Consider the following 19,294-nt stretch of genomic DNA (forward strand, 5'->3'; position numbering starts at 1 on the left):
CATCAGCTGCCGGTCCGCCGCCGTCAGCCCGCCTCGTCGAACCCCTGGGCAGGAACCACGACGGCGCCACTGGCCCTGGAGTCCGGGTTCAGCATCCAGCCCACACGCTTGACGGTGCTCAGCATGACGACGCTTTCCACGAGCTCGATCCCGGGCACTTTTTGCTGCAGCGCCACCTCGATGTTCATGACGTCCGCCAGGGACTGCAGCCACATTATGATCACGAAATTCGTGGGCCCCGTGGTGGAGGCGCTGAGCCGGACGTTCCGCATGGTCCTCAGCTCGGCGGCGGCTGCCTCGTGCCGCCCGGCGGGGACGTTGACGAACCATTGGCAGGTCACGGGGAAAGCGGAGAGTTTCTGGGCCACCTCGCACCGGAATGACAGGATGCCGCTGGCGAGCACACGGTTGAGCTGGCGCTGGACGGTGGCCGGGTGCCTGCCGAGGCCGCGGGCAATGTCCGCCGCCGTGGCCCGCCCGTCCCTGGCCAGGAACGGCAGGAGCGCCAGGTGGCTGTCCGGCAGCGCCTCCCGGGCGGCAACCTGGGCAACCCCGGTGGCCTCGGGGCCGGCCAACGCCCGCACGGCGGCCTGCTGCGCGCGGCTCAACACGTTCAGCCGCCAGGAGCCGCCGCTCGCGTGCAGCCTGGTGCACAGGGCGGTCTGATATTTGAGGAGGCCGTCAATCTCCTTCAGCCGGGAGATGACTTTCAGGCTGAAATCGTCCAGGGAGGGCGTAATGACGGTCAGCATGAGGTCCCGGTGGCTGGCCGCCTCCTCCACCGTGACGATTTCCGGCATCTCGGCGAGCCTGGCGGTGACTTCCTCGCGCCGGTGCATTTCGCAATCCACGGCGACGAATGCCAGGCACATTTGCTGGGGGTCACCGATCAGGTGGGCGGTGATCCAGGACACGCCAGAGTCCAGCAGCCGCTCCCACCGGGCGGCCAGGGTGGTGGCGTGCGCGCCCAGCACCTGGGCCGCATCCGCCCAGCTCAGCCGCGGGGCAATCTGCAGGACGTTGATCAGGGCGAGATCGTCCTCGCTGAGTTCCATCATTTATCCCTTCATCCGTGCACGAAACCTGCGGCAACAGTCTATTCCTGCATTTTTTCTGCCCTTCGGGCGGGTGTGAACTGTGTCACTTGAGAATAGACGCAGGACGTCCCCGCCGGACGTGAACCAAGGAACTTCGAAAAACAAGCCAGTCGCCAGCCAGGCGATTTTCGACAAACGACAAACGACAAACAAGGAGAACACGTGCCGATCACCGCAGATGCCCGGGAAATGCAGACGGACCTTGCCCGGCTCCGCCACGAACTGCACCGGGAACCCGAGATCGGCCTGGCGCTGCCCCGCACCCAGGAGAAGGTGCTCAAGGCCCTGGACGGGCTTCCCTACGAGATCACCCTGGGCCAGGAGACGACGTCGGTCACCGCAGTACTGCGGGGCCAGGGGCCCGGGACCGAAGGGGGCTCCCGCCCGGCGGTGCTGCTGCGCGCTGACATGGACGGCCTGCCGGTGCAGGAGAAGACGGGCGTGGACTACACGTCCAGGATCGACGGCGCCATGCACGCCTGCGGCCACGACCTGCACACCTCCATGCTGGCAGGGGCCGCCACCCTCCTGGCCGAACGCCGGCACCAGCTGGCCGGCGAAGTCGTCCTGATGTTCCAGCCCGGCGAGGAAGGCTTCGACGGCGCGAGCCACATGATCCGCGAAGGCGTGCTGGATGCCGCCGGCCGGCGTGTGGACGCCGCCTACGGCATGCACGTGTTTTCCGCCCTCGAACCGCACGGCACGTTCTGCACCAAGCCCGGCGTCATGCTGAGTTCCTCCGACGGCCTGGTGGTCACCGTGCTCGGCGCCGGCGGTCACGGCTCGGCCCCGCACTCGGCCAAGGACCCCGTCACGGCGGCCGCCGAGATGGTCACTGCCCTCCAGGTCATGATCACCCGCCAGTTCAACATGTTCGACCCCGTAGTCCTCTCCGTGGGGGTCCTCCAGGCTGGCACCAAGCGCAACATCATCCCGGAAACCGCGCGCATCGAGGCCACCATCAGGACCTTCTCCGAGGAAGCCCGGCAGAAAATGATGGACGCCGTGCCGCGGCTGCTGAAGGGAATCGCGGCGGCACACGGCCTGGACGTCGACGTCGACTACCAGCAGGAGTATCCGCTGACCATCACGGACGAGGACGAAACGCACACCGCGGAGAACGTCATTGCGGGCCTGTTCGGCGACTCCCGGCTCTCCCGCTGGGCCACCCCGCTGAGCGGCTCCGAAGACTTCTCGAGGGTTCTGGCCGAGGTCCCCGGCACGTTCATCGGGCTGAGCGCCGTCCCCCGGGACACCGACCATGCCACCTCCGCGTTCAATCACTCCCCGTACGCCACGTTCGACGACGGCGTGCTGGCTGACGGCGCCGCACTCTACGCCGAGCTCGCCATCTCAAGGCTGGCCGCACTCGCGGCCGCCGACGCTCCTGCCGCGGCCAACACGGTTGCCGCCGCCTCCGCCCTTTCCTAGCCCGCACCCCCGAGGGAGAAGACCATGACTGCAGCCACGATCACGCCGGCGGCAACCCGAACATCCACCCGCAAGACGCTCGTCGGCACCGGCATCGGCAATGCCGTCGAATGGTATGACTGGGCCATCTACGCCACGTTCACGCCGTTCATCGCCAGCCAGCTTTTCAGCAAGTCGGATCCTGCGTCCGCGGTGCTGTCCACGCTGGCGATTTTCGCCGTCGGCTTCGTTGCCCGCCCTTTCGGCGGCTTCCTGTTCGGTTGGATCGGTGACCGGATCGGCCGGAAGGCTTCCATGACCCTGGCCGTGGGGCTGGCGTCGGTGGGCAGCCTGATGATCGGCATCGCGCCGACGTTCGCGGCGGTCGGCGTCTGGGCATCGCTCACGCTCCTGGTGGCGCGCCTGATCCAGGGCCTGGCCCACGGCGGCGAGCTGCCGTCGTCGCAGACGTACCTGTCCGAAATGGCGCCGAAGGAACACCGCGGCTTCTGGGCCACGCTGATCTACACCTCCGGCACCGTGGGTATCCTGTTCGGAACCCTGCTCGGTGCCGTGCTGAACATGACGCTGAGCACCGAACTCATGAACGCGTGGGGCTGGCGCATCCCGTTCCTGATCGGCGCGGCCATGGGTCTCTACGCGCTGATCATGCGGTCCCGGCTGCACGAAACGGACGTCTTCGAGGGTGAGGCCGCGACGGAGAAGCGCGCTCCGATCTGGCCGCAGATTGTCCGCCACCGCAAGCAGGCCCTCCAGGTGATCGGCCTGACGGTCGGCCTGACCGTGATCTACTACATCTGGGGTGTCGTCGCCCCCAGCTACGCCACCACCGCCCTGAAGATCGACCGGGGCGAGGCCCTGTGGGCCGGCGTGATCGGCAACATCGTGTTCATCGCGGCGCTGCCCTTCTGGGGCAAGCTGGCGGACCGGATCGGACGCAAGAAAGTGCTGTGGGCCGGTGCGATCGGCGCAGGAATCATGCACTTCCCGATGACCGCCCTGCTCAAGGATTCCGCCTGGCAGCTGGCCGTCAGCATGTCCGTCATGCTGATCTTCATCGCCGCCAGCGCGGCGATCGTCCCGGCCGTCTACGCCGAGCTGTTCCCCACCAGCATCCGCACCGTGGGCGTCGGAGTGCCCTACTCGATCTGTGTGGCCGTGTTCGGCGGAACCGCGCCCTATCTGCAGCAGTGGCTCGGCACCACCGTGCAGATGCCGCAGCTGTTCAATGTGTACGCCGTGCTGCTGCTTGCCATCTCCGCGGCCTGCGTCTTCACCATCCCGGAAACCAAGGGCAAGGACCTCACGCTCTGATCCGGTCCCGCCCGGTTGAGCTATCAGCTGTGGCTGTTCTGGAGGGTCCAGGACAGCCACAACTGATAGCTCATCGCATTTAAAGCATCAGTCGCCGATGTAGCGGTCGCGCCCGGCCCGGTACCCGAACACCGCTGCTAGAGAGCCCACCAGCATGAACAGCACACCCGCCGCTGCAAAGGATCCGGTGGACTGGTGCAGCTGGCCGACCAGGAGCGTGCCGCTGGAGCCAATCCCGTAGCCCACGCCCTGCATCATCCCGGAAAGGTGGGCCGCGGTGTGCCCGTCCCGGGTGCGGACCATGATCAGCGTCAGCGCGGCGGCGGTCAGGCTTCCCTGCCCCAGGCCGAGCAGCCCGGTCCACAGCCACAGGAGTTCCACAGGCCCGAAGATGCTCAGCGCGAAGCCACCGCCGGTCATGAGCGCCACCACCGTGTTGAGGGCACGCTGGTCCCGGAACCTGGTGGCCAGCGCCGGCGCGAACAGCGAGCCCAGCATCTGCAGCGCAATCGAGGCCGAGACGATCAGGCCGGCCGTGCCGCCGTCCACCCCCCGTTCGCGCAGGATCGGCGCCAGCCAGGCGAAGACGCTGAAGGACATCATGGCCTGCAGGACCATGAACCCGGTCACCTGCCAGGCCCCGGCGGAACGCCAGACGTTGACGCCTCTGGCCGGCCGCGCCGCCCCGCCGGGACGGGCCCGGAGCGCCGGCGGCAGGAACAGCAGAAGGACGACGCCGGCCGGCAACGCCCAGAACCAGAGCGCCGCCGTCCATTCCCCGCTCGCGCGGAAGACCGGGAACGTGAAGCCGGCACCGAGCGCGGCCGAGGCACAGATCGCCGTGGTGTAGAGGCCGCCCATGAGGCCCAGGCGATGCGGGAAGTCACGCTTGACCACGCCCGGCAGCAGCACGTTGCACAGTGAAATCGCGGCCCCGCACGCGGCGGTCCCGGCGAGCAGAGCCGGAAGGTGGCCGGCCGCCGGCAGCTCCAGGGGCCGCGGCAGCAGCCCGGCGGTGAGCACCGCCATGGCACCGAGCAGCACCCGTTCGGCCCCGAACCGGCGTGCCAGCCCAGGGGCGAGCGGAGCGAACACCCCGAGCAGCGTCACCGGGACGGTGGTGAGCACCATGACCGCCCAGGCCGGAAGGCCGGCGTCGGCCGTCACCTCCGGCAGTACCGCAGCGAAGCTCGAAAAGACTGTGCGGAGGTTCAGTCCGATCAGGACCAGGCAGATCCCCAAATACGCGAGCTGCCGGCGGCCGGCAGCGCGCGACGGCCCGGCGGGGCCGTCCCGGAGAACGGCGCCGGCCGAATGGTCCAACTCGTCAGTTTTCCCAGCTGAGGTCACCCGCCCCATTCTTGCAGGCCCGCGTCTTCACCCCCTCCCTTCAATCCTTCCTCCGCGGCTCAACCCCTCCTCCGCGGCCGGCCCGCCGGGGCGGCCGCGGGATCCCCGGGCGGCCCGGCCCGGCGAACTCAACTATTCTGGAAGGGATGAGCGAATCCCCAGAATCCCCCGGTCTGCAGGCAAACCCGGAGTCCGGCGTCCCGGACCAGAGCCAGTTGCCGCGCCCCGTGACCCCCGGCAGCCAGGCCTCGTTCGGCACCTATGGGGGCCGCCCGGTGAGCTTTGTACGCCGCGGCACGCGCCTTCAGGGCCGACGCCAGGCGGCCTGGGAGGAACACGCAGACCGTTGGGCGGTTGAGGTCCCCCGCCATGTCGCCAACACCTCCGTCCACCCGGACTATGTGTTCGACGCAGAGGCCGAATTCGGCCGCACGGCTCCGCTGGTTGTCGAGATCGGCTCCGGGCTGGGCGACGCCGTTTGCCACGCCGCGGAGCAAAACCCGGACAAGGACTTCCTGGCCGTGGAGGTTTACACCCCCGGCTTGGCCAACACGTTGATCAAAATCAACAGCCGCGGACTGAGCAACGTGCGGGTGGTCGAGGCGAACGCCCCTGAGGTGCTCGCAACCATGCTCCCGGCTGGCTCCGTCACGGAACTATGGGTGTTCTTCCCGGATCCATGGCACAAGTCCCGGCATCACAAGCGCCGCCTCATTCAACCGGCGTTCGCTGATCTCGCCGCCCGGGCCATCAGGCCCGGCGGCATCTTCCGGATCGCGACCGACTGGTCCAACTACGCCGTTCACGTCCGCGAGGTCATGGCGGGCTCGGCGGAGTTCGAGAACCTGCACGAGGGCGAGCGCGCCGGCGCGGACAGCCCCCTGACCCAGGTGTGGGAATCCGGCGTCGAGTCCCGCGTGGGCGGAGCACCGGTCAAGGAAGGCCGGGCGCCGGTCAGCACCGAGCACACCGGACCCAACGAGGGCGTCGACGGGACCGGCGGGTGGGCGCCGCGGTTTGAGGGCCGTATTCTGACCAGTTTCGAAAACAAGGCGCACGAAGCCGGCCGCCTGATCTTCGACCTCAGCTACCGCCGGATTTAGGCACCACGGCGCGCGGGTACCTTTTGTTGAGCGGCTTCGCGTGGCACGATTACGGAACGAACCACGCTGGGTAGTACTAAGGAAACGATCATCAAACGAGAATTGAACGACGCTGCTGACGTCGCCGAGGACGTCACCAATTCGAAGCCCCTCGAAATCGCAGCGCGGGCCGGGTTCGCCGTGTCGGGGTTGCTGCACTTCCTCATCGGGCTGGTCGCGATCCGGCTTGCCATGGGCGGCCAGGGCCAGGCCGATGTCAGCGGCGCGGTGGAAGAGCTCGCCGGGCAGCCAGCGGGGCCGTTGCTGCTCTGGACGTCGTTTGCCGCCTGCGTGGCGCTGGCCATCTGGCAGGCGTCCGACACCATTTTCGATTTCGGGCACCTGCCGACCAAGAAAAAGGTCGGCAAGAAACTCAAGGCGGCCCTGCAGGCCGTGGTGTACACCGCGTTCGCCCTGACGCTCGCGTCGGTCGCTACCGGGGCCGGCTCCGACAACCGCGAGTCGACGTCCGATATGACCGTAAACCTCATGAAGGCACCGGGCGGCGTCGCACTCCTGGTGATTATCGGCGCCGCGGTAGCCGTCACCGGGGTCGTCTACGCGATCCGCGGCTTCAAGAAGTCCTTCATCAAGTACCTGCGGATGCCGTCCCAGCCGCAGGCGCGCACCGCAGTGACGGTGATCGGCATGGTGGGCTACGTTGCCAAAGGCTTTGCCCTGCTGCTGGTGGGCCTGCTCATCATCATCGCCACGGTGAAGGCACACCCCGAAGAGTCAACCGGGCTCGACGGCAGCCTGAAGGCCCTGCGGGAGCAGCCGTTCGGCGTGTACCTGCTGGCCGCAGTGGGCGTAGGCCTGATCTGCTACGGCATCTACATGGCGATGCGGGCCAAGCTCGCGAAGATGTAGGCCCGCGTCGGTTTCCATGTCCCGGACCGGAAGCATGTCCCGGACCGGACGGACCGCCGCGCCCCACGAGTGGGCTACCCCTGGGGCACGGCAATGACAGCAACGGTCTGCTGCTGCTCATCGCGCATCTCGACACTGGCGATCCTGGCCATCTGCACCGGCGTCGCCCCGGTGATCCGGACTCTGCCGGTGGGCGTCGCCGTCCACGCGCAGGCGCGGTCCACGCCGCCGTCACGGTCCTTTACCCAGAGTGAGAGGGTCCCGGCGACGGGCAGGCTGCGGCCGTCCACCGCCAGTTCGGTGCCCCAGGTCTTCTTGACGAGCCCCACAGTGACCTCCAACCCGCTGCTGGCCGCAACGGAATAGCTCGCGTCCGGTTTGGCGGGTTGGTTCAGCAGCGGACCAGCCAGGATCCCCAGCCCCAGGCATGCGGCGGCCGCCGCGGCCACCGCCGACGTCCACCGGCGCCGCACCTTCCGGCGTCGGGCGGCGAGCTCGTCCAGGAGCCGGCTTGGGACAGGTTCGCGTTCCGGCGGGATCAGCGCGCGGTCCCGGGCGGCCGCCGCCGCGGCGGTGAGCGCGACGGCGTCGGACACCGGGATCGCGTCCAGCAGCGCGGGGAGGCTGGCAAGTTCGTCCAGCTCCTGACGGCAGTGGGCGCACACCGCAAGATGCTGCTCGAAGGCCGCGGCTTCGGCCGGCTCCAGCCCGCCGAGCAGGTACGCGCCGAGGTAGTGATGCAACTCGGTCCCGTTCACTGCTGCACCCCCATTTCGTCGAGGATCGTCCGTAGGGCCCGGACGGCGTAGAACGCCCGGGACTTCACCGTGCCGCTGGGGATCTTCAATTGGGCGGATGCCTCCTGGACTGTGTAGCGGCGGTAGTGGAGCGCAACAAGGACTTCGCGGTGTTCCGCGCTGAGCCGCAGCAACGCCTCTTCCATCAGCACCTTGTTGAGCAGCTCGTCAATGCGCCCCGCGCCGACGCCGCCTTCCGGGAGGGCCTGGACATCGCGGTCGCCGGCTTCCTGCGGCCGCCTTTGGGCCTTGCGGTAATTGTCGATCATGATGTTGCGTGCCGTCCGGAACAGGTAGCTGCGCAGGCTGCCTGTGATCTGCGGCGCCTGCTGCCAGACCCGCAGCACCGTCTCCTGGACGACGTCGTCGGCGAGCTGAGGATCCCGGGAGACGCTGAGGACAAAGCGTTTCAGGGCCGTTCCGTGGTCGCGGTAAATCGCAGCCACGACGTCTTCGTCCAGCGGCATTGCCCACCTCCCGGAAATTCGTGCTCTGCCCCTCTACGACGTACGGGCAGGCCCAATAGTTCAGTGTGCCCCAGGACAGCCCGACACGAACATGTCGGTTCCGCCATGAACCATTCCGCTCTCCATGGCGTCGTATCTCGTAGCGCCGGCCTCCGAGTTGGGCTGGCTCGAGTCTAGGAGCAGCAAATGAAGAAGCATCTCAGCATTGGCTTGTCCGCGTTCGCTCTGGCCGCCCTCCTGTCCGGCTGCGGCGGCGGAACGACCACGACGCCGACGTCGGCGGCACCGGCCACGTCGGCTCCCGCAGAGTCCAGCGCGCCGGCGAGTTCCGCGCCGGCGTCCATGACCGCGGCGGAGCTCTCGGTGGGCGAGTCCAAGGCGGGCCAGATCGTGGTGGCCGACCAGGGACTGAGCGTCTATTTCTTCACCAAGAACACGAAGGATTCCGGGAACAGCGTCTGCACCGGCGCGTGCCTGACGTCGTGGCCCGCTGTCACGTCGACGACGGCGACTCCCACAGTTAACGGCGTCACCGGCAAGGTCGGAACCATTCCCACGGCTGACGGAAAGATGCAGGTGACCATCAACGGGATGCCGATCTACTACTACTCCAAGGACCAGGCCGCGGGGGACATCAACGGCCAGGGCGTCGGCGGGGTCTGGTTCCTCGTGTCACCCTCCGGGGAAATGATCACCGCACCGCCGGCCGGGTAGGCTCGCCGGCCGCGGATCCGCCGGGCCCGGTCCGCCGGGCAGGAAAATTAAACCCGGCACGGCCGGGCCAGAGTTAGCCGGCACGGGTTGCTCAACACGGCACGGCCGGCGCCTGCATTTGGGGGCAGACGCCGGCCGTACCGGAAAACTGTCGCGGAAGGCCGCCTACGGGCGGGCCTTTTCGAACTCCGCTGACCCTGCGAACTCAACAGCCTCTTCGAACTCCACAGCCGCGAGGATTTCCTGGGTCCGCGGATTGAGCATGAAGGCCTCCTCGTCGTCCTCCAGCATGAGGAATTCGCCCTGTTCCGTGGTGAAGTGCCAGGCCAGGGTGGTTTCCCCGTTGTGCTCATAATTCGGATCGCCCATGGTGATCCGCACCAGGCTGTGGCCCGCGAGGGCGCACAGCTCGCGGATGATCTGCTCGAACTCCGGCGCGTCCAGGAGCGCCTCCTCGGCGGCTGCCGCCTGGCGCTCCGCGAGGTCGGAAAGCCGGGCCACCCGCCCGGCAATGTGGGCGTCGAGGTCGTCGTCGGAAAGGACCAGCAAGTCCTCCTGGCCGCGCAGCCACGCGGCATTCAGCGCAGCGATGTCCTCTGTTGCGAGGATCGACTCGAATTCCCCGTCCAGTTCTTCGATGCGCCGAACGGCGTCGGAGACCCCGTCGCCCGGTTCGTCTTCCTCTGTGCTTCCGGCGGCCCAGCCGCTGCCGCCATCGAGGTAGCTGTCGACGTCGGTGTCGCTCAGGGCGCCGAAGGCGGCCACCGTGCGGTTGAAGAGGTCCAAGTGCGCGGCGGCACCCATGGCCTCCAGGCCTTCCCGGACGTAGGGGTCGACTTCCTCGCGTTCGGGCGCGGTGAACACGTACTGCGCGAAGCCGCCGGCCAGCGCCTGCGTCAGGTAGAAGTCCACGTAGTAACTGCGCAGCGCAGCCGGGGAGATCTCTTCCGTGTCCAGCAACTCCTCGAACATGGCGTTGACCACGTTGACGTTCGCGTCGACAACGTCCTCGTTTCCGCCTTTGAGGCTTTCGGTGGTCAGCACGGTGGGGTAGCTGTGGGCGGACTGGATGGTGGGCTCACTGTGGGTCATGCGGAATCCTTACTGCTGGCGCTGCTGATACTCCGGACCTCTCCACGGTAGGGCCGTCGTCACGGCGGGCGGCCGAGCCCCGGTTGAACGTCAGGCGAAGTTTAAGCGGCGCTTGTGCTGGCGGCGGCGAAGTTCCGGGGTCCCGGCCGGCTCGGTAAGATGGATCAGATGACCACCTGCCGAAAGTAGCGCGCACATGCCATCCCATCCGGACGAGAGTGCGGCACTGGCAATACAGACTCCCGCGATCAACGACCGCTCCCTCGCGGCCGGGCTCGCCTACGCCATGGGGAGCCGCGTTTCCGGGATCTCCTTCGACGCCGCCACAGGCCTGCTGCTGGGCAAGGTGCGGGGCGGTTCCGACGTGCCCTATTCCACGACGGCGAAGCTGGTCCGGAAGGCAGGCGGCTGGAGCTGCACGGTGGGCGTCTGCAGCTGCCCGGTCCGCAAGGACTGCAAGCACGTGGCGGCCCTGCTCTTCGCGGCCGAAGACAACCCCGCCACCAGGATGCAGCTGCTGGCCCCCGCCGAGGGCACGCGGCTTTCCCGCCAAAGCCCGCCACCGGAAATGGCCGACTGGGAGCAGGCCCTTAGCCCCCTGATCGCCCACCCGGGGATCACGCCATCCGCCAACGGCACCCCCCTGGCGCTCCAGTTCGACGTCGAGGAACCCGCCCCGCACTTTTCCTACACGGGCCGCCGCGACCCGCTCCGCAGCGTCCGCCAGCTCAAGGCACGCCCCGTCATCATGGGCGCCAAGGGCAAGTGGATCCGCGGCGACGTCTCCTGGAGCACACTGAGCTACCTGAACTACCGGCGCGAATGCAACGAAGCGCACGTCGAGTGGATGCAGGAATTCCTCGCCTCGCACACCGCTGTGGCAAACCGCCAGCACTCCGGCACCGGACTGTGGCTGGGACTGAACACCTACGCCGGCAAGAACCTGTGGAGCCTGCTGTCCCAGGCCCAGAAAATCGGCGTCGCCCTGGTGCACAGCCGCGGCACTGAGCCGGTGCGGCTGGCCGAGCAGCCTGCCGCCGTCGGGCTGAACCTGGCGCGCATCGGCACCGGCGGGGACGACGGTGGTCTCGAGCTCGCGCCGACCATCACGGTCGAAGGTGAGGTGGTGGATCCGGCGTCGGTCGGGACCATCGGCCGCCCGGCGCACGGAATCTTCCTGGCGTCCGGCGGCGGCGCCCTGCCCGGTACCGCCCCCGCCGACCCCGTCATCACCCTCGCCCCGCTGGAAAGCGGTCTCAGCGAGGAACTGCTGACCTTCGTCACGGGCGGGACCACCCTGCACATCCCCGCACGGGACGAAAGCCGCTTCCTGACCGGGTTTTACCCCAAGCTCAAGCAAACCGCCCGGGTTACCGCCTCCGACGAGTCGGTGGAACTGCCCACGCTCGCCGTCCCCACCCTGTCCCTGCTGGCCAATTACGGGGCCGACCACCGGGTCCGGCTGCATTGGGAATGGCACTACACGTCCGGAAACCTCGTCACGGCGCAGCCGCTGTGGCGGCACCCGGGCGATCACGGCTACCGGGACGACCCGGCCGAGGCTCGCATCCTCGAGGCGGTCGGGCAGCCCTGGGACGTCGTGCCGGCCCTGGGCGAATCTGCGACCGGCGGCTGGGGCACGCCGCGCCTGGCTGCAACGGCAGAGCTGACCGGACTGGACACCCTCGCCTTCACCGAGGACGTGCTCCCCCGGCTCCGGGACCTCCCCGACGTCTCCGTGGATACCTCCGGCGAGATTGCGGACTACCGCGAAGCCGACGAAGCCCCGGTGGTGGCGATCTCCACAAAGGCGACGGACAGCCGCGACTGGTTCGATCTGGGCATCGTCATCACCCTGGAGGGCCAGCCGGTTTCCTTCGCGGCACTGTTTTCCGCCCTCGCCGCCGGCCAGACCCGCATGCTGCTCCCCAGCGGGGCGTACTTCGCGCTGGATCTGCCGGAGCTGCACCAGCTGCGGGCCCTGATCGACGAGGCCCGCTCCCTGCAGGACAACCCCGGCGACAAGGACGCCCCGTTGCAGATCAGCCGCTTCCAGGCCGGGCTGTGGGACGAGCTCGCACACCTGGGCATCGTGGATGAACAGGCCGCGGCGTGGCGCGAGTCCGTGGGCGGTCTGCTTGAAGGTGGCATCAAGGGCCTTCCGCTGCCCGGGTCGCTGAACGCCGAGCTGCGCCCGTACCAGCTGGAAGGCTTCAACTGGCTGAGCTTCCTGTACCGCCACGGCCTCGGCGGCGTGCTGGCCGACGACATGGGCCTGGGCAAGACCGTCCAGGCCCTCGCACTGATCTGCGCCGCAAAAGACGCCGCCGCAGGCGATGAAGCCGGGTCCGGGTCCGGGGCCGCCCCGTTCCTAGTCGTCGCCCCCACTTCCGTAGTGGGCAACTGGGAGGCGGAAACGGCACGGTTCGCGCCCGGGCTCAGCGTGCGCGCCATCGGCGAAACCTTCGCCAAGAGCGGCTCGCACCCGGCCGAGGCGATGGCCGGAGCGGACATCATCATCACCTCCTACGCCCTGTTCCGGATCGACTACGAGGCCTACGCCTCCCAGACCTGGGCCGGGCTGGTCCTGGACGAGGCGCAGTTCGTCAAGAACCACCAGTCCAAGGCCTACCAGTGCGCCCGCAAACTGCCCGCCGCCTTCAAACTCGCCATCACCGGCACGCCGCTGGAGAACAACCTGATGGAGTTCTGGGCACTGACCTCGATCGTGGCTCCCGGGCTCTTTTCCAGCCCCAAACGGTTCGCCGAGTATTACCAGAAGCCGGTGGAGAAGAACGGTGACAAGGGGCAGCTGGACAAGCTCCGGCGGCGTGTCCGGCCGCTCATGATGCGGCGCACCAAGGAACAGGTCATCAGTGACCTGCCGCCCAAGCAGGAACAGATCCTGGAAGTCGTGCTGAACCCGCGGCACCAGAAGGTCTACCAGACCCACCTGCAGCGGGAGCGCCAAAAGATCCTGGGCCTGATTGAGGACGTCAACAAGAACAGGTTCACCATCTTCCAGTCGCTGACCCTGCTCCGTCAGCTGAGCCTGGATCCCTCGCTGATCGATCCCTCCCTGTCCGGGGTGCGTTCCAGCAAGCTCGATGTCCTGTTCGAGCAGCTCGCGGACCTGGTGGCCGAAGGGCACCGGGCCCTGATCTTCAGCCAGTTCACCGGTTTCCTGGGCAAGGTCCGGGAGCGGCTGGTCGAGGAGAACATCGAGTTCTGCTACCTCGACGGCGGCACACGCAACCGCACCGACGTCGTGAACGAGTTCAAGAACGGCGCCGCGCCGGTATTCCTCATCAGCCTCAAGGCCGGCGGCTTCGGCCTGAACCTCACCGAGGCCGACTACGTGTTCCTGCTGGACCCGTGGTGGAACCCGGCATCGGAGGCCCAGGCCGTGGACCGGACCCACCGGATCGGCCAGGCCCGGAACGTCATGGTCTACCGGCTGGTCGCCAAGGACACGATCGAGGAGAAGGTCATGGCGCTCAAGGCGAAAAAATCCCAGCTCTTCGCCGACGTCATGGAAGGCGACGCGCTCACCGGCGGTGCCCTGACGGCGGAGGACCTGGCAGGGCTGTTCAACGACTGACGCTGACCAACCCGGAAGCAGCGCTTCAGCCGCGCTTCAACCCTGATTCGGCCAACCTGGGTCCGCCCGCAGCCGGGCCAGCAGCGTCGCGGCGATTAGCGCCGTCGTCATTTCCAGCGCGATGACTGCCAGCAGCGCCCCGGAACCCGACGGCGCCGCGCCGGCCCCTGCGGCCGCTGCGGCGGTTCCGTGGTGACTGTGGCCCGTGCCGCCGGCTCCCGTGCCGAGGAGCAGGACCGCGTGCACCGCGGTCATGGCCAGCGCCGCGGCCATCACCTGGCGAAGGGCCCTGAGCCTGCCGTGGCGCCAGATGTGCACGGCGCACGGCAGGCACACTGCCACCATGGCGAGCATGAGCACGTTCAGCCAGGTCCCGTGCTGGTTCCCGGCGGCCAGCCACAGATGCGCGAGGCACGACGCCGCGGTCACGGCGGCGCAGATCCGGGAATGTAAGACGACGCCGGCGGGGCCGGCCCGGCGGCCCAAGCTGGCTGCGACACTCACGGCGTCGGCCTAGCTGTGGCAGTGTGCGCCGGCGTCGCCATCGCCATGGCAGCCAGAGGACTGTTGAGCGTTGGCCGGCACGTCCAGCACGGGGCTGCGGTCGAAGAAGCCCTCGGGCCGGAGCTTGAAGCCGACCGTGTCCACCGGCATGATGGGCCAGTCCTCCGGACGCGGGAAGTGGGTCAGGCCGAAGGTGTGCCACACCACGATGTCCTGGCCGTCGATGTCGCGGTCCTGGGCAATGTAGGCCGGCAGGCCTGCTCCCCCGGCGTGCTGGTTGACGAAGTCGCCCGTGGGGTACCGCTCCTCCTCCGCGAACCGCGTGACCCACAGGTCCTTCGTGGCAAAGGCGGCGCGCCGGGCGATGGAGGACTCCGGGTCTGCCAGGAGAGTGGGCTGGCCCTGGGCATGCAGCTTGTAGCCCACGGGATCGCCCAAGCGGTTGCGTGATTCCGGGTTGGAAATGATCCAGGTCCGGCCGCTGCGCGCGTCGGCTTCCCGGACGGCTTCCGACTCGCGCGCCAGGACAGTCCGCTTCCGTGAGAACGCGTTGCCGCGTTCGTTGCCCTCGCCCATTCCCTGGCGGACCACATCCTCTTCCTCGACCCGGTTGGTGAGGCCGTCGACCGCCATGTCCAGCCGCGCGCTGAACAGGTGCTGGTGGTACGGGGCGCCCAGGCCCGGAGCCAGTTGGGAGATATTGGCCGAGCCGCCTTCGGGGTAGGCGGAGGTGAAGACCACGCCGGTGGCCTTGGCCTCGAACTCGATGGTGCCGTCGAGGTAGAGGTACCAGTAGAAGCCGTAGTCGTAGTTACCGATGGTGGTGAAGAACGAGATCACCAGGCGGCGGTTGCGGCGGGTGTAGTTGATGCCCGTCCAGAGGTCGCTGTGCTTGGCCAGGATCCCCCAGTCTTCCTCGTGCATGCAGATGCCGTTGCGGATCTCGCGGGGGTTGCCGAAGGCGTCGCTGATGACGGGGCTGAGGTAGGTGATCTCGCCGAGGCAGTCGCAGCCCAGTTCCAGGGAGTTGGCGTACTGGCCCACGAGGTATTCGCCGGTGTCGAAGTAGTTCTGCCACGACCGGATCGGCGACGGGTCCCCGTACGGGACCACCATTTCGGCGATCGATGCGCGGTTGATGATGGGCCGCAGGCGGTCGCCGTCCTGGAAGGCAAGGTTGTGCAGCACCACCCCCTCGCGGACGTCGAAGCCGACGTCGAGGCTCCATTTTTCCCATTCGACGTGGTTGCCGCCGGTGACCGTGAAGCTGGGCCCGTCCGGCTGCGTGATGTTGATGGGCTTCTGCGTGGTGCGCAGCGGGCCGGTGAGCTCCGGATCGGTGTAGTTGCCGTGCTCCGCGGGAATCGGGACGGCGCCGGTGTCCAGCACCTGCGTCACTTCCTGGCTCACGACGTCGACATAGGCCACGAGCCCGTCCACCGGGTGCGCCCAGGCGCTGTCCTCGGGGAAGTCCTGCACGAAGGCCAGGCCTCGCAGGATCCGCCGGCCCCTTTCCTCCGGGTACTCGAAGACGCCGGCGGACAGCGGGGCAACGCGGACCTTGCTGACGTCCAGACCGCGGCTGGCGAGGGCCTTGAGCCAGCGCTCGTCCGTGGCCAGGAGCTGTTCGACGACTTCGAATTCCTCCTCGAGCACCGGGAGCTCGCCGGTTGCCGCCGTGTCCAGCTCGACGGCGGAAACCACCGTGCCGCTGGAGACCGAAACGGTCACATCGGCCGGCCTTCCCCCTGCGGCATCGTGCAGGAAGACCCGGAACCGGCGGTCCTCACTTTCGGCCGGGGCGTTCCGGGCGGGGTCCAGCAGACCGAGGTACGCGATGCGCCGGGTCCCGCCCAGCAGTCCCGCGGCACGCAGGATGCCCTGGACCGCGGTGATTTCGGCGCCCGTGGCCAGGCTGTAGGGGCTGTAAGGGGTGCGGGTGTCAGTTTGTGCGGTCATCATGACGGCCTTCGTTCGGTGACCCTGGCGGGTCAGAACTTTATTTTCTATAGTTGTAGAGAATACGGAAATGTAAGCTGTGCCACAAGAGTCCGACGCAAAATATTTGGGGAGCTATCCGGTGCCAAAGATTGTCGACCACGACCAGCGGCGGCTTGAACTCGTCGACGCCACGTGGCGGATCATCGCCCGGCTCGGGATCGAAAGTGCCACCATGCGGGAAATTGCCCTCGAGGCAGGTTTCGCGAACGGCGCCCTCAAGCCCTACTTCCCTACCAAGGATGACCTGCTGACCTTCGCGTTCGGGCACGTCTTCAACCGCACCAACGAGCGCATCGCTGGAGTCACCGCCGGGCAGGCCGGGCTGGCGGCCCTGCGGTCGTTTTGCGTCGAGGTGCTGCCGCTGGATGAGGAGCGGATCAACGAGGCCCGGATTGTCATCCCGTTCTGGCAGAAGGCCATCAATGACCCCGGCAAGGCCCGGATCCACCGGGATTCGATGGAGCAGTGGCTTGCGGCGATGCGGCGGTACCTTGCCGAGGCGCGGCAGGCCGGCGCCGTCACCACCGCCGTCGACGACGCCGCCCTGGCCGGGCAGCTGCTTAACCTCCTTCTCGGCGCGCAGATTACGGCGGCACTCACCCCGGAAGGCCAAGTGGAACTCGGGCTGAACGAGCAGCTGGAAGGCTTCCTGACCCTGCTGGCCTGCTAGGCCCCAGACAATTTTTATTCGCCGAGCGTCGAAAATAGATGACATCGGCGGGCCGCGCCGCTACCCTGAAAGGACTGTGTCCCATGACACATTCCAAGAATTACGACGGCGTCAGGATCTTCGATGACTGCAGTTGCAACCCGCCCAGTGGCCAGCCCCGCCGGACAGGATGTCCTCACCAGCACAGCAGAATCTTTCGACCACTGGAGGCACCTGGTCGCGGAGTCCTTCGTTCCCCTGGCCGCCTCGAGCGCCGATGCGGACAACTTCCGCGGCCGCATGCGGGCCCGCAGGCTGGACCGTGTGGCACTCGTCGAGGTCTCCTCCTCGAGCCATGAGGTCCACCGCACGCCGGCGCTGATTGCGCAGTCCAACCAGCGCTATTTCAAGCTCAATCTCCAGCTGCAGGGCACCGGACTCCTGATCCAGGACAACCGCGAGGCAGTCCTGCATCCGGGGGATCTCTCCATCTATGACACCAGCCGCCCGTACACGCTTGCCTTCGAGGGCGACGCCCGGCTCATGGTGTTGATGTTTCCCTGGGACGCGCTGTCCCTGCCGCCGGACTGCATCGCGCAGCTTTCGGCGCTGCGGATGGCCGCCGACGGGGGCCTCGCCGCGATCGTCGGCCCCTTCATCGCCCATCTCGCGGAGAACCTGGAGGCGCTGAGCGGCCCCAGCGGATCGCGGCTGGCCACCAACGCCCTTGATCTCGTCTCCACGATGCTGCATTCGGAACTGGACATGTCCCCCGACCGTATGAGGCCCCAGGCCCTGTTGGCGGCATCCGTCCGCGAGTACATCGATGCCCACCTGGCCGATCCCATGCTGTCACCGGCGTCCATCGCGGCGGCCCATTTCATCTCCACCCGGCACCTGCACAACGTCTTCCATGAATCCGGGACCACCGTGGCGAGCTGGATCCGGACCCAGCGGCTGGAGGGGGCGCGCCGCGAACTGCGCGATCCGCTCCTGGCCGGAATGCCGGTCGGAGCCGTGGCCGCGCGCTGGGGCTTCCTGGATGCGGCCCATTTCAGCCGCTCCTTCCGTGATGCCTTCGGTGAGTCCCCCAGCGACTGGCGGCGCGGCGCCTAAGCCTGGCCTTCACCCCCCTGCCGAGAGCACCTGCCGTCGTCAGCACCGGCGCCAACGTCAGTTCGTGATCAGATCCGCGTGGTGAACTGCGGCGACGTTCGGGTGGGCCCGGAGCCGGTAGCGAAGAGCGTTGTCTCCGTAGGTTTCCAGGATCGGGCTGTTGGTCGGGTCAACGGACAGTCCGCGGGCCTTGGACTGAAACTCCGGGCTCACCGCAAGCTTCGGCATGGTCGCGTCCAGCGCAGGGTTGTAGAAGAACGGCAGAGAGATCCTGTCAGTGCCGCGCAGGGGCGAGATCACGCGGTGCAGAGTCGCCTTTAGATAGCCGTTTGTGGCCAGTTCGAGCATCTCGCCGATGTTGACCACGAATGTTCCGGGCACCTGAGGTGCGTCGATCCACTTCCCCTGATACTCGACCTGGAGTCCGCCCTTTCCGGGTTCGACCAGAAGGAGCGTCAGGACGCCGCCGTCGCGGTGGGACCCGACGCCCTGCTTGGGCTCCGGATTGGACTCCCCCGGATAACGTACAACCTTAAGCAGGGGAAAAGCCCGTGCGGCAAAAGCCACGTCGAAGGTGTCCTCGGGCGCTCCCAGGGACACGGCAAGCGCCCGCAGGAGAGCGAGGGAAATGGCGCTCAGCCGCTCGGTCCACTCAGAGACAATCGCCCGCATTTCGGGCAGTGCATCCGGCCATAGGTTGGCCCCCTCCAGGCGCCAGTAGTCAGCGACGCCGGCACCCGGCTCCACAGCGTCACGCTCGACGCCGATATCGATCTGCTCGCGCCAGTCCACCGCCCCGTCCGTGAGTTCGCCGCCGACGCGGGTGTAGCCGCGGAACTGCGGGCTGTGGACGTTCTCGACGGAGAGCTTCTGTTCCTCGGGCAGTTCGAAGAAGCGGCGTGCGACGTCGAGCATGTCGTCAACGAGCTTCTGCGGGATGCCATGGCCCGCCAGATAAAGGAACCCGACTTCATGCATGGCGTTACGCAGCTCGTCCCGAAACTGGGAGGCCTCCTCAGGCCCTGCATTCAATCGGGAGAAGTCCAGGACGGGCAATGATTCGAGTGACAATGCGGACTAGTCCTTTACAGCGAACTTGGCAAGCCGAAGCCTCTATTAGTTTCAATGTTACGGACGGAGCGACAGCGA

Annotated in this window: 16 protein-coding genes; 8 read left to right on the forward strand and 8 right to left on the reverse strand. The window is 67.5% G+C overall.

Annotation, left to right across the window (positions count from 1 at the left end; genetic code table 11):
- Positions 1-23 precede the first annotated feature (23 nt).
- Entirely contained in the window at positions 24-1,055 is a 1,032-nt protein-coding gene (locus AC1DDH_RS12260) for an Lrp/AsnC family transcriptional regulator (protein WP_476857035.1), read from the reverse strand.
- 204 nt (positions 1,056-1,259) lie between these two features.
- Between AC1DDH_RS12260 and AC1DDH_RS12265 the strand changes: the two genes are divergently transcribed.
- Together AC1DDH_RS12265 and AC1DDH_RS12270 are read left to right on the forward strand one after the other, a co-directional pair.
- Positions 1,260-2,528, forward strand: coding sequence for a M20 metallopeptidase family protein (locus AC1DDH_RS12265; RefSeq protein ID WP_476955521.1), 1,269 nt, complete (start codon positions 1,260-1,262; stop codon positions 2,526-2,528).
- Between the two features lie 24 nt (positions 2,529-2,552).
- Positions 2,553-3,842 carry an MFS transporter gene (locus AC1DDH_RS12270; RefSeq protein ID WP_079550797.1) on the forward strand — a complete coding sequence of 430 codons (1,290 nt, stop codon included), beginning with the start codon at positions 2,553-2,555 and terminating at the stop codon, positions 3,840-3,842.
- 87 nt (positions 3,843-3,929) lie between these two features.
- Here AC1DDH_RS12270 and AC1DDH_RS12275 read toward each other — a convergent pair whose 3' ends face one another.
- Complete coding sequence (locus AC1DDH_RS12275) at positions 3,930-5,201, reverse strand: MFS transporter (protein ID WP_476955522.1); 1,272 nt, start codon at positions 5,199-5,201, stop codon at positions 3,930-3,932.
- 137 nt (positions 5,202-5,338) lie between these two features.
- On the opposite strand from AC1DDH_RS12275, the gene trmB reads away from it, so the two are divergent.
- Together trmB and AC1DDH_RS12285 are read left to right on the forward strand one after the other, a co-directional pair.
- Positions 5,339-6,295 carry a tRNA (guanosine(46)-N7)-methyltransferase TrmB gene (trmB, locus tag AC1DDH_RS12280; protein WP_476857012.1) on the forward strand — a complete coding sequence of 319 codons (957 nt, stop codon included), beginning with the start codon at positions 5,339-5,341 and terminating at the stop codon, positions 6,293-6,295.
- A gap of 102 nt (positions 6,296-6,397) precedes the next feature.
- A complete protein-coding gene (locus tag AC1DDH_RS12285; protein ID WP_476955523.1) occupies positions 6,398-7,204 on the forward strand; it encodes a DUF1206 domain-containing protein in 807 nt (268 codons plus the stop codon).
- 74 nt (positions 7,205-7,278) lie between these two features.
- On the opposite strand, the gene AC1DDH_RS12290 is transcribed toward AC1DDH_RS12285, so the two are convergent.
- Together AC1DDH_RS12290 and AC1DDH_RS12295 are read right to left on the reverse strand one after the other, a co-directional pair.
- Complete coding sequence (locus AC1DDH_RS12290) at positions 7,279-7,962, reverse strand: anti-sigma factor family protein (protein WP_476955524.1); 684 nt, start codon at positions 7,960-7,962, stop codon at positions 7,279-7,281.
- Complete coding sequence (locus AC1DDH_RS12295; protein WP_026538160.1) at positions 7,959-8,468, reverse strand: sigma-70 family RNA polymerase sigma factor; 510 nt, start codon at positions 8,466-8,468, stop codon at positions 7,959-7,961. The genes AC1DDH_RS12290 and AC1DDH_RS12295 overlap by 4 nt, the downstream gene beginning before the upstream one ends.
- A 186-nt stretch (positions 8,469-8,654) precedes the next feature.
- Here AC1DDH_RS12295 and AC1DDH_RS12300 point away from each other — a divergent pair, with 186 nt between their 5' ends.
- Positions 8,655-9,182 (forward strand): COG4315 family predicted lipoprotein, encoded by a 528-nt coding sequence (locus AC1DDH_RS12300; RefSeq protein WP_476850732.1) that lies wholly within the window; start codon positions 8,655-8,657, stop codon positions 9,180-9,182.
- A 165-nt stretch (positions 9,183-9,347) separates the two neighbouring features.
- Here the strand turns inward: AC1DDH_RS12300 and AC1DDH_RS12305 are convergent, their stop codons facing one another.
- The gene (locus AC1DDH_RS12305; RefSeq protein ID WP_476955525.1) at positions 9,348-10,274 is read right to left on the reverse strand and encodes a DMP19 family protein; all 927 of its coding nucleotides are present in this window, start codon (positions 10,272-10,274) and stop codon (positions 9,348-9,350) included.
- Positions 10,275-10,470: 196 nt separating this feature from the next.
- Here AC1DDH_RS12305 and AC1DDH_RS12310 point away from each other — a divergent pair, with 196 nt between their 5' ends.
- Positions 10,471-13,875 (forward strand): DEAD/DEAH box helicase, encoded by a 3,405-nt coding sequence (locus AC1DDH_RS12310; RefSeq protein ID WP_476955526.1) that lies wholly within the window; start codon positions 10,471-10,473, stop codon positions 13,873-13,875.
- A 36-nt stretch (positions 13,876-13,911) separates the two neighbouring features.
- On the opposite strand, the gene AC1DDH_RS12315 is transcribed toward AC1DDH_RS12310, so the two are convergent.
- Positions 13,912-14,379 (reverse strand): hypothetical protein, encoded by a 468-nt coding sequence (locus AC1DDH_RS12315; RefSeq protein WP_476955527.1) that lies wholly within the window; start codon positions 14,377-14,379, stop codon positions 13,912-13,914.
- 9 nt (positions 14,380-14,388) lie between these two features.
- Positions 14,389-16,341 (reverse strand): primary-amine oxidase, encoded by a 1,953-nt coding sequence (locus tag AC1DDH_RS12320; protein WP_476857020.1) that lies wholly within the window; start codon positions 16,339-16,341, stop codon positions 14,389-14,391.
- Positions 16,342-16,459: 118 nt separating this feature from the next.
- Between AC1DDH_RS12320 and AC1DDH_RS12325 the strand changes: the two genes are divergently transcribed.
- Both AC1DDH_RS12325 and AC1DDH_RS12330 read left to right on the forward strand, forming a co-directional pair.
- On the forward strand, positions 16,460-17,050 hold the full coding sequence (locus AC1DDH_RS12325; RefSeq protein ID WP_223917200.1) for a TetR/AcrR family transcriptional regulator: 591 nt from the start codon (positions 16,460-16,462) through the stop codon (positions 17,048-17,050).
- Between the two features lie 123 nt (positions 17,051-17,173).
- Positions 17,174-18,145, forward strand: coding sequence for an AraC-like ligand-binding domain-containing protein (locus AC1DDH_RS12330; RefSeq protein WP_476860229.1), 972 nt, complete (start codon positions 17,174-17,176; stop codon positions 18,143-18,145).
- Positions 18,146-18,202: 57 nt separating this feature from the next.
- On the opposite strand, the gene AC1DDH_RS12335 is transcribed toward AC1DDH_RS12330, so the two are convergent.
- Positions 18,203-19,216: an isopenicillin N synthase family dioxygenase gene (locus AC1DDH_RS12335; RefSeq protein WP_476955528.1), complete on the reverse strand. Its 1,014-nt coding sequence runs from the start codon at positions 19,214-19,216 to the stop codon at positions 18,203-18,205.
- Positions 19,217-19,294: the final 78 nt, after the last annotated feature.

Source organism: Arthrobacter sp. 10T425 (genome assembly GCF_056393985.1).